This window comes from Allobosea sp. 05T422_2, from assembly GCF_056396265.1.
In genome coordinates this window covers 1-8788 of the sequence record NZ_JBFTLD010000276.1, presented here as the reverse complement: position 1 = coordinate 8788, position 8788 = coordinate 1, and the positions used below count along the sequence as shown (strand labels likewise).

Sequence of the window (8788 nt, the reverse complement as noted above, 5' to 3'; positions counted from 1 at the left end):
CATCAGCGCATCCATCAGCCGCATGATCGGGTTGTCGAAGCGCGGGAAGAACCCTGCGACCGCGCCGATCACGGTTCCGAAGAGGCCGGTGAGAAGGACCGTCGCCGCCCCGATGCTGAGCGAGATCCGGGCCCCGACCATGACGCGGGAGAGGATGTCGCGGCCGAAATGGTCGGTGCCGAACCAGTGCGTCGCGTTGGGCGGCGTCAGGCGCATGCGGGCATTGCTGCGCAGCGGATCGAAGGGCGCGAGCAGATCGGCCAGCAGCGCGACCAGGACGATGGCGAGCACGATCGCGGCCCCGATCTGGAAGGAGCGGCTGCGGGCGAGCCGGCGAAGGCTTGCCTGCCGCGGGCTCAGGGCCGGTTTATGAAAGGCGATCGTCATGGTCAGGACAGCCTCACCCGCGGGTCGACGACTGCGTAGAGGAGATCGACGATCAGATTGATCAGGAGATAGACCACCGCCAGGAAAAGCAGGCCGCCCTGGAGCACGGGAAAGTCGCGGGAGGCGATGGCGCCGACGATCAGCCGGCCGATGCCCGGAATCGAGAAGACCTGCTCGATGATGACGGTGCCGCCGAGCAGCGCGCCGGCGACGATGCCGATCACGGTCAGGATCGGGATCATGGCGTTGGGCAGGCCGTGGCGCACCACGATGTAGAAGCGCGACAGGCCCTTGGCATTGGCCGTGCGGACGAAATCCTGGTTCAGCGTTTCCAGCATCGAGGCGCGCGCCATGCGGGCGATGAAGCCGACCTGCACGAGCCCGAGCGTGAAGGCGGGAAGGATGACCGTCTTGAGCCAGCCGAGCGGGTCGGTGCCGAAAGCGGTAAAACCGCCGCTCGGCAGCCAGCCGAGCGAGACGGCGAAGACCAGAACCATCACCAGCCCCAGCCAGAAATCGGGGACGGAGAGGCCGAGCAGCGCCGTCGTCATGAAAAGCTGGTCCGGCCAGCGATTATGGAAGACGGCGGCAGCCACTCCGGCGGGCACGCCGAGCGCAATCGCGATGGCGAGTGCAAAACTGGCGAGCGAGAGCGTCACGGGCAGCCGCTCCAGCAAGGCGCCGGCGACGGAGCGGTTCAGCAGCACGGATTGCCCGAGATCGCCGCTGAGGACGCGCCCATACCATTCCGCCATCTGCAGCGGCAGCGCCTTGTCCAGTCCGAGCGCGGTGCGCAGCGCCGCGACCTGCTCGGGCGTGGCCGAGGCGTCGAGGAAGGCGGCCGCCGTATCGCCCGGAACCAGCCAGATCAGGGCGAAGGACATCAGCGAGACCAGTGCGAGCACCAGGATCGCGCTGGCGATCCGCCGGATCATAAAGCTTGCCATCAGTTGTTCCGCTTCGAGAAGGCGCAGCCGCGCAGCCCGCCAGCGGCGGGCCGGCATATAGCGGGCCGATCTGCGGGCGCGCTGTCTGACGCGCCCGCAGGCTGGCGTCAGCGCTCGAGCCAGACACCCCACATGCGCGGGATGCGGTAGGGCTTGAAGTTCTTCAGCTTGGCAGTGCTGATCTGGAAGACGCCGTAATTGCCGGCCTTCATGGCGACCGCGTTGTCGTACATATGGGTCTGGAAGCGGTCGAACAGCGCCTTGCGCTTCGCCTCGTCCATCTCGCTGCCGAGCGACGCCGCCAGCTCGTCGATGACGGGGTCCTTGGCCTGCTGCGAGAGACCGTTGACCCAGGGCGCCATGACGGAGGCCGGCCCTTCGAAGGGCTCGATGCCGAAGCCGTGGGTCCAGAAGGTCCAGCCCTGCGGGGTGAAGCCGATCTTCGAGACCGTCGGCCAGTCGGCGATCGAGATATCGACATTGATGCCGATCTCCTTCAGCCGTTCCTGCAGCACGGTTGCGGTGTCGACATTGGCCCGCAGGTTGTCGACGATGAAGGTGGTCTTGCCGCCCTTGTAGGAGGATTTTGCCAGGAGCGCCTTGGCCTCAGCCAGATCGGCCTTGTTGTACTTGGCGCTGCCGGCCGTGCTGTAGAACGGCGCGCCGGGATAGAGCCAGCTCGGGTCGATCTGGTTGATGTCGGAATAGGCGATGCTCATGATGTCGTCCATGTTCAACGCGGCCTGGACGGCGAGCCGGAAATTCTTGTCGTTGCCCGGCGCCTCGGCATGGTTGAACTTGATCACCTGCAGGCCGAAGGGCACCACCTTGTGGATCGCGAAGCGCGGATCGCTRCCGAGGCGCTTGGCGGTCGGCCCATCCGCGGTTTCGTTGAACTGGATCTGACCGGATTCGAGCGCTGCGGTGCGAGCGCCGCCCTCCGGCATGAAGCGGAAGGTCACGGTGTCGAGGAAGGCTTCCTTCTTGCCGGCAAAACCATCGCGGCCCGTACCGTTGGGATTGGGCACATAGCCGTCGAAGCGCGCGAGCTTCACATGGCTGTCGGGCTTGTACTCCACGAATTTATAGGGGCCGGTGCCGATGATCTCGATCTTGCCGGCCTCTTTCGCGGCTTCGCTCGCCGGATAGATCGCCAGCGGCGCCCGCGGCGAGGACAGGTTGTCGAGGAATGTCGCCTGCACCTGCTTCAGCGTGATGGTGACTTCATGCGGGCCGGTCGCCTTGATGCTGTCGATGGCCGAAACCAGGGCCAGCGAGGCGCCGATCTTGCGGTAGCGTTCGAGCGAGGCGACGACGTCATTGGCGTCGAGCTCCTTGCCGTTATGGAACTTCACGCCCTTGCGGATCGGGAAGACATAGGTCTTGCCGTCGGGCGAGATGGTGACGCCCTCGGCCAGCTCCGGCACCGGCTTGGCGTTCTCGTCGCGGGCATAGAGCGTCTCGAAGATATGCAGGGTGACATTGCGCGAGGCCTGCGCCGAGGTGATCTGCGCATCGAGCGAAGGCGGCGCCTGGCTGATGCCGATGACGACGTCCCCGCCCTTCTGCTGGGCGGAGGCTCCGGCCTGCATCGACAGGAGCATGGTTGCTGCAAGCGCGTGGCCGAGAATGCTGTGCTTTTTCATGCCTGATCTCCCCTTTTTGATTATTCAGGACGTCACTGGGCAGCGCGGGTCTCGTCGTAATCCTCCATCACCACGGCCACGGMGTCGCCACGCTGGACGCGGCCCGGACCGGCCGACATCCACAGGACGCCGTCGAGCTGGTAGCGAATTTCGATCGGTGGCCGGTCGACATCCTCGACGAAATGCAGCAGCCCGGCGAGTTCGCCGGCCCGGCAGATGTCACCGACGACATTCTTCGGCTCGAACAGCCCGCCCGATGGCGCAAAGCTGTACCCGGCGGCGTTGCGGACCATCATGTGGCGGGTGCCTTGCGCCCCATCGCGCTGGCGCGTATCGGGGCTGCCCTCCATCAGCTTGAAATGCTTGAGAATGTTGAGCAGCGCACGGTCGGCGATGCGCACGCCCTCGACATTGACGCGCCCCCAGCCGCCGAGCTCGGTGCCGAGCGAGAGGATGCCCCGGCGCTCGACCGAGGATGTCAGCGTCGCGCCCTCGTCGACGCCCCAGAACACGACATTATAGGGCGCACCGAAGGCCGCGGCCGCCGCCATGGTGCGCTCCCGGAGCCCGGCATCGGCGACGTAATGCATGTTCGTCGACAGAGCTGAATCGCCGGAATGGCCGGCCGTGTGAAGGTCGACGGAGATATCGACATGCGGCAGCAGCACCGCATCGACGAAATGCGCCAGCATCTCCGAGAAGGTCCCGCGCGGATTGCCGGGGAAGCAGCGGTTCATGTCGCGGTTATCGACCGGCGACAGCCGCGTGTCGTTCATCACGGCCGGGATGTTCAGCGCCGGTATCATGATGACGCGCCCCTGGATCGCGCCAGCATCCAGGCTGCGCGCGAGCCGGGAGATGGCGATCGGACCCTCATACTCGTCGCCATGGACGCCGCCTGTAAACAGCACGGTCGGCCCAGTGCCGTTGCGCACGGAGATGATCGGGATCTCGACCGTGCCCCAGCCGGAGGTGTTTCGCGAGAGCGGCGCCTTCAGGTAGCCGGCCTGGCGGCCTGGCGCATCCAGATCGATTTCGCAGCGAATGCGGCTCTCGGCAACGGTGACCATCCCTACCCCCTCCTTGCTCTTGTGATCGTATGATCGTATACGATTCTACGATTAGTCAAGTGAGGCCGCCGCAGGGCGAGGCAAGTGCAGCAGACGAAGATGCAGCAGACAAAAACCAATGCGAGGGCGGAGGCGCCAAGGCCGGTATCGCGCGGCACGGGCTGGCTGCCGCTGCAGCCGCAGACCCTGGTCGACCAGGCGATCGAGGCCATCATCGCCGGCGCGGCCGCCGGCCTGATCCTGCCCGGGGACCGGATCGTCGAGGCCGAACTCGCCCGCAAGCTCGGCGTCAGCCGCGTGCCGGTGCGCGAGGCGCTGCGGCTGCTGGAGAGCCAGGGCGTCGTCGTCAACGAGCCCTACAAGGGCATCCGGCTGCGCCCGGTGACGAATGGAAGGGTTGCCGACCTCATCGAAACCCGCATCGCGCTCGAAGCCAGCGCGATGGGGCGGGCGACCGCGGCCGGGCGCAATCGCGGCCACCATCTCGACCCGCTGCGCAAGGCGGTTGCGGAAATGGAGCTGATGGCGGCCCGCCACGATGCCTATGGCGTCGCCGCGGCCGACACGCTGTTCCACCGCGCGCTCTGCGAACTCGGCGGCAACAGCGTGACGCTCGATCTCTGGGAGACGCTGTCGCGGCAATTCACCATCATTTTCGGCCTGGCGACCTTCGGCAAACCGATGCTCGGTGTCGTCGAGGAGCACCAGGATCTGCTCGTGGTGTTCGAGGCCGGCGACATCGCGGCGATCCGCGCCGCGCTGGACGAGCACATCACCGTGATGAACCAGGCCATGGATTACGAAGCCATCATTGCCCGCCGCCGCGCAGAAAGGGACGAAGCGTGACTGTTTCCCAGACGAGCCTAGCCATGACGACCCAGCGCCCTACCARCCTGCCCCCCTTCAAGATCACCCGGATCGAGGCCGCCCCGCTCTTCGGTGAGAGCCCCAAGGGCGGCTGGTCGGCGGAGATCCGGCCCGACGACTCGATCCATGCCCTGATCGCGGTCCATACCGACCAGGGGCTGATCGGCTATGGCAGCTCGTTCACGGATGGGCGGCTGGTGCAGGCCGGGCTCAAGGTGCTCGAGCCGCTGTACCTCGGCGAGGACGCGCTCTCCCCCGATCATCTCAGCGAACGGCTGCACCAGAACACGTTCTGGATGGGACGCGGCGGTACGCTCACCCATACGATCAGCGGCATCGACATCGCGCTCTGGGACATTCTCGGCCAGGCGACCGGGCTCAGCGTCGGGCGGCTGCTCGGCGGCAGCTATCGCCGCCGCGTGCAACCCTATTGCTCGCTGCTGATGGAAGAGCCGGCGGCGATGCGCGAGGTGATCGCGACCTATCGCGACAAGGGCTTCACCGCCTTCAAGATCGGCTGGGGTCCGTTCGGCCGGGCGCTGGACACCAGGCTCGACGAAGCGATCGTGCGAGCGGCGCGGGAGGCGGCCGGCGACAAGGCAAAACTCTTCGTCGATGCCGGCGCGAGCGATGCGCTCTKGCCGCATGGCTTCAAATGGGCCAAGCRCACCGCGGAAATGCTGGCGGATTTCGATGTCGGCTGGTTCGAGGAGCCGGTGCGGCCCGACGCGATCGAGGAGTATCGCGAGCTGCGGCTATGTTCGCCGGTGCCGATCGCCGGCTGCGAGGTGCTGACGCGGCGCCAGGCCTTCCTGCCCTGGCTGGCGCGCGGCGCCGTCGATATCGTCCAGCCCGACGTCACCAAGGTCGGGGGCTTGTCGGAGCAGCGCCGCATCGCCTGGATGGCCGACGATTTCGGCGTGAAATATATCGGCCATGGCTGGAACACGGCGCTCGGCCTCGCAGCCGACCTGCAGATGGCCGCCGCGTTCCCGAGCGCGGATCTGGTCGAGTTCATTGGCGGCAGCCCCTATGTCGACGGCATCCTCGCCGAGCCCTTCGTGCTCGACGGCGAGGGCTGGCTGACGATCCCCGACCGGCCGGGCCTCGGCGTCAGCATCGACCAGGACAAGCTCGCCCGCTACACGCCGAACCCCGGACTGCTCTTCGCCTGAGCCAGACTTTGGGGCCGCGCGGGCAAGGCACCGACATGCGAAGCCCCGCCGGATCGTGCGAAACGGCGGGGCCGATGCAAGCGCGACACAAGAGCTGGGGGGCTGAAGATGTGCCGCGCTGGGAGAAACATACACTCAGCAAGCTGACATTTAGCTGACAGCCCCCTGTCCTGTTCGCCCAGCTCCGGCTGTGCCAAAAGCGCGACCGTCCAGACCCGGCGTGCAATGCAAAGCCTCCGTACGACGCTTGATCCGGAGGGATCACGGAGCTAGATAACGCCCGTTATCAGTTCCCACAGGATGTCTGCAGCCATGGATTTCACCCCGACCGCAAAGCCAGTCCGCCTTGCCCCCGGGGAGATCCGTATTCATGCCTGCCTCCATCATCCTGTCCCATCTGACGCTGTCGGCACCTGACGGCCGCTCTCTCCTCTCTGACCTCGACCTGAGTTTCGGGCCGGAACGCGTCGGCCTCGTCGGCCGTAACGGCATCGGAAAGACCTCGCTTCTCCGGTTGACCTCTGGCGAACTCTCCCCCCAGTCGGGGCGCGTTTTTGTGAGCGGAACGCTCGGCGTCCTGCGCCAGGCCGTCCAGATCAATCCCGACGAAACGATCGCGGGGCTGTTTGGAGCGACTGAGGCGCTGGCGCTCCTGCACCGTGCCGCGGCCGGCGAAGCCACCATCGACGAACTCGGGAAAGCCGACTGGACGCTTGAGGCGCGCCTGTCGGCCGCCCTCGCCCAGGTTGGGCTTGAAGTGCAACCGCAGGCGCGACTGACTGCCCTCTCCGGCGGGCAGCGCACGCGGGCCAGCCTCGCTGCGCTTATCTTCGCGGAACCCGATTTCCTCCTGCTGGACGAACCCACGAACAATCTMGACCGGGAAGGCCGGAGCGCCGTGATCGATCTCCTCGCCAACTGGCGCTCTGGTGCCATCGTCGTGAGCCATGATCGCGAACTGCTCGAGACCATGGATGCCATCGTCGAGCTGACCTCTCTCGGCGCGACGCGCTATGGCGGCAATTGGAGCGCCTATCGCGAGCGCAAGGCGCTCGAGCTCGCCGCCGCGCAGCACGATCTCGCGGACGCCGACAAACATCTCGCCGAATTGGCCCGCGAGGCCCAGGCGGCAACCGAACGCAAGGCCCGCAAGGACGGGGCCGGCCGCAGGACAGGTGCGAAGGGCGGCATGCCACGGATCGCCCTGGGCCTGCTGAAGGATCGCAGCGAAGACAGCGGAGGCGGCAATGCCCGCCTCACCGAGGACAGACGCTCGCAGGCCTTGGCGGCCGCGACTGCCGCACGCGAGCGCATCGAGATTCTGCAGCCGCTCTCTGTAACCCTGCCCTCGACAGGGCTGCCGGCGAACAGAACCGTGCTGACGATCGATCGCGTCAGCGCAGGCCATGAGCGGGAGCGGCCGATTCTCCGCGACCTCTCCCTGACGGTGACCGGCCCGGAGCGCCTGGCCGTCACCGGCCCCAATGGCTCGGGAAAGACGACCTTGCTTGCGTTGATCGCCGGACAGTTGCGGCCCTGGGCGGGGAGCGTCCGCGTCCTGACCGGTTTCGCCATGCTCGACCAGCGCGTCAGCCTGCTCGATCCAGCGCTCTCGATCAGGGACAATTTCCTTCGGATCAATCCGCAGGCCGACGAAAATGCCTGCCGGGCCGCGCTCGCCCGCTTCATGTTCAGGGCCGATGCCGCGCTTCAGCGCGTCTTGTCCCTCAGCGGTGGACAGATGCTGCGTGCCGGCCTCGCCTGCGTTCTCGGCGGAAAGACCCCTCCTCCGCTGCTCCTGCTCGACGAGCCGACGAACCATCTGGACATCGACTCGATCGAGGCTGTGGAGGCCGGGCTGCGCGCCTATGACGGCGCGCTCGTCGTCGTCAGCCACGACGAAGCACTCCTGGAGGCGTCGCAAATCTCCCGGCGGCTGGAACTGCCGTCGGGGAGAGCGACCACACTGTCTTAGCGAGCGGAAGCAAGGTGACCGGCGCCGCATCGGAGCATGTGCGAGGAGGAGATCGTCGCGGCGGGCGGCGAAGCCTGTCTCGCATGATGGCCGATGCAGCCGTCAGGCCGCCGCTGCTGGCGAGGGTCGGCGGGCAGCACTCGATCAGTCAGCTTGCCCCCCACTGTTGGAGCTCAGGCAACGGGCGCTAGATTGCCTTGGCGACCCAGACGATCAACTGCGCAGCAGGCACCAGAATGGCCTGAGCAGCGATGGTTCCCGCCAAACGCCCGGCAATCATCCAGACCACGAGCTTTCGGAAGAAGCCGTCATCCGAGGTTCCGCTGACGGTGTCGTCCGTAAGGGCCGCAAGATAGGGATCGATCAGGATGAACATCATGATCGTCGCGACGCCGTTGATCACTGAGGACAGCGTGCTCGCAGTCACGCGCAAGTCCGGATCGATCGTTCCGGCATAGATCGCCGCCAGCACGCCAACGGTCCAAAGCGCACTGGCTACGAAATTCATCAGGATGACCGACACGGGAACATCTGTCGGGAGCTTGAGAAGATAGAGATTCTGGTAGCTCGGGATCTTGGCCGATGTCCCGAGGAGGGAAACGCCGCGTGGCGTCAGAGAGCGCGCCAACAGGCGCGGCATCGAACGATTTCGTTTGAAGCTCGACACCGCGATCGTCGAGTAGCGTTGAAAGGTCGGGATCAGCAGGCCACCGATCAAGGT

The 8788-nt window shown here is 66.2% G+C and carries 8 protein-coding genes; 3 read left to right on the top strand and 5 right to left on the bottom strand.

Features of this window, described 5'->3' with window-relative positions:
• The 4 genes from AC1DJT_RS30775 to AC1DJT_RS30760 all read right to left on the bottom strand — a co-directional run.
• The coding region (locus AC1DJT_RS30775) for an ABC transporter permease (protein WP_476835537.1) at positions 1–387 on the bottom strand (387 nt) is incomplete at its 3' end.
• A gap of 2 nt (positions 388–389) precedes the next feature.
• Positions 390–1334 (bottom strand): ABC transporter permease, encoded by a 945-nt coding sequence (locus tag AC1DJT_RS30770; RefSeq protein ID WP_441488591.1) that lies wholly within the window; start codon positions 1332–1334, stop codon positions 390–392.
• 107 nt (positions 1335–1441) lie between these two features.
• Positions 1442–2980, bottom strand: a complete 1539-nt coding sequence (locus tag AC1DJT_RS30765; RefSeq protein ID WP_441504677.1) for an ABC transporter substrate-binding protein — start codon at positions 2978–2980, stop codon at positions 1442–1444.
• A 32-nt stretch (positions 2981–3012) separates the two neighbouring features.
• Positions 3013–4050, bottom strand: coding sequence for a succinylglutamate desuccinylase/aspartoacylase family protein (locus AC1DJT_RS30760; RefSeq protein ID WP_476835536.1), 1038 nt, complete (start codon positions 4048–4050; stop codon positions 3013–3015).
• A 99-nt stretch (positions 4051–4149) separates the two neighbouring features.
• Between AC1DJT_RS30760 and AC1DJT_RS30755 the strand changes: the two genes are divergently transcribed.
• The 3 genes from AC1DJT_RS30755 (at position 4150) to AC1DJT_RS30745 (ending at position 8067) form a co-directional block, all read left to right on the top strand.
• Positions 4150–4896 carry a GntR family transcriptional regulator gene (locus AC1DJT_RS30755; protein ID WP_441504679.1) on the top strand — a complete coding sequence of 249 codons (747 nt, stop codon included), beginning with the start codon at positions 4150–4152 and terminating at the stop codon, positions 4894–4896.
• Between the two features lie 23 nt (positions 4897–4919).
• A complete protein-coding gene (locus AC1DJT_RS30750) occupies positions 4920–6092 on the top strand; it encodes a mandelate racemase/muconate lactonizing enzyme family protein (RefSeq protein ID WP_476835535.1) in 1173 nt (390 codons plus the stop codon).
• A 370-nt stretch (positions 6093–6462) separates the two neighbouring features.
• Complete coding sequence (locus AC1DJT_RS30745) at positions 6463–8067, top strand: ABC-F family ATP-binding cassette domain-containing protein (RefSeq protein WP_476768957.1); 1605 nt, start codon at positions 6463–6465, stop codon at positions 8065–8067.
• A 187-nt stretch (positions 8068–8254) separates the two neighbouring features.
• On the opposite strand, the gene AC1DJT_RS30740 is transcribed toward AC1DJT_RS30745, so the two are convergent.
• Positions 8255–8788, bottom strand: a 534-nt coding sequence (locus AC1DJT_RS30740) for a lipid II flippase family protein (protein ID WP_476835534.1), incomplete at its 5' end; no start/stop codon positions are given.

Coding starts and splice junctions, on each gene's coding strand:
- AC1DJT_RS30770 (WP_441488591.1), bottom strand. CDS start 1,334: ATGGCAAGCTTTATGATCCGGCGGATCGCCAGCGCGATCCTGGTGCTC.
- AC1DJT_RS30755 (WP_441504679.1), top strand. CDS start 4,150: ATGCAGCAGACAAAAACCAATGCGAGGGCGGAGGCGCCAAGGCCGGTA.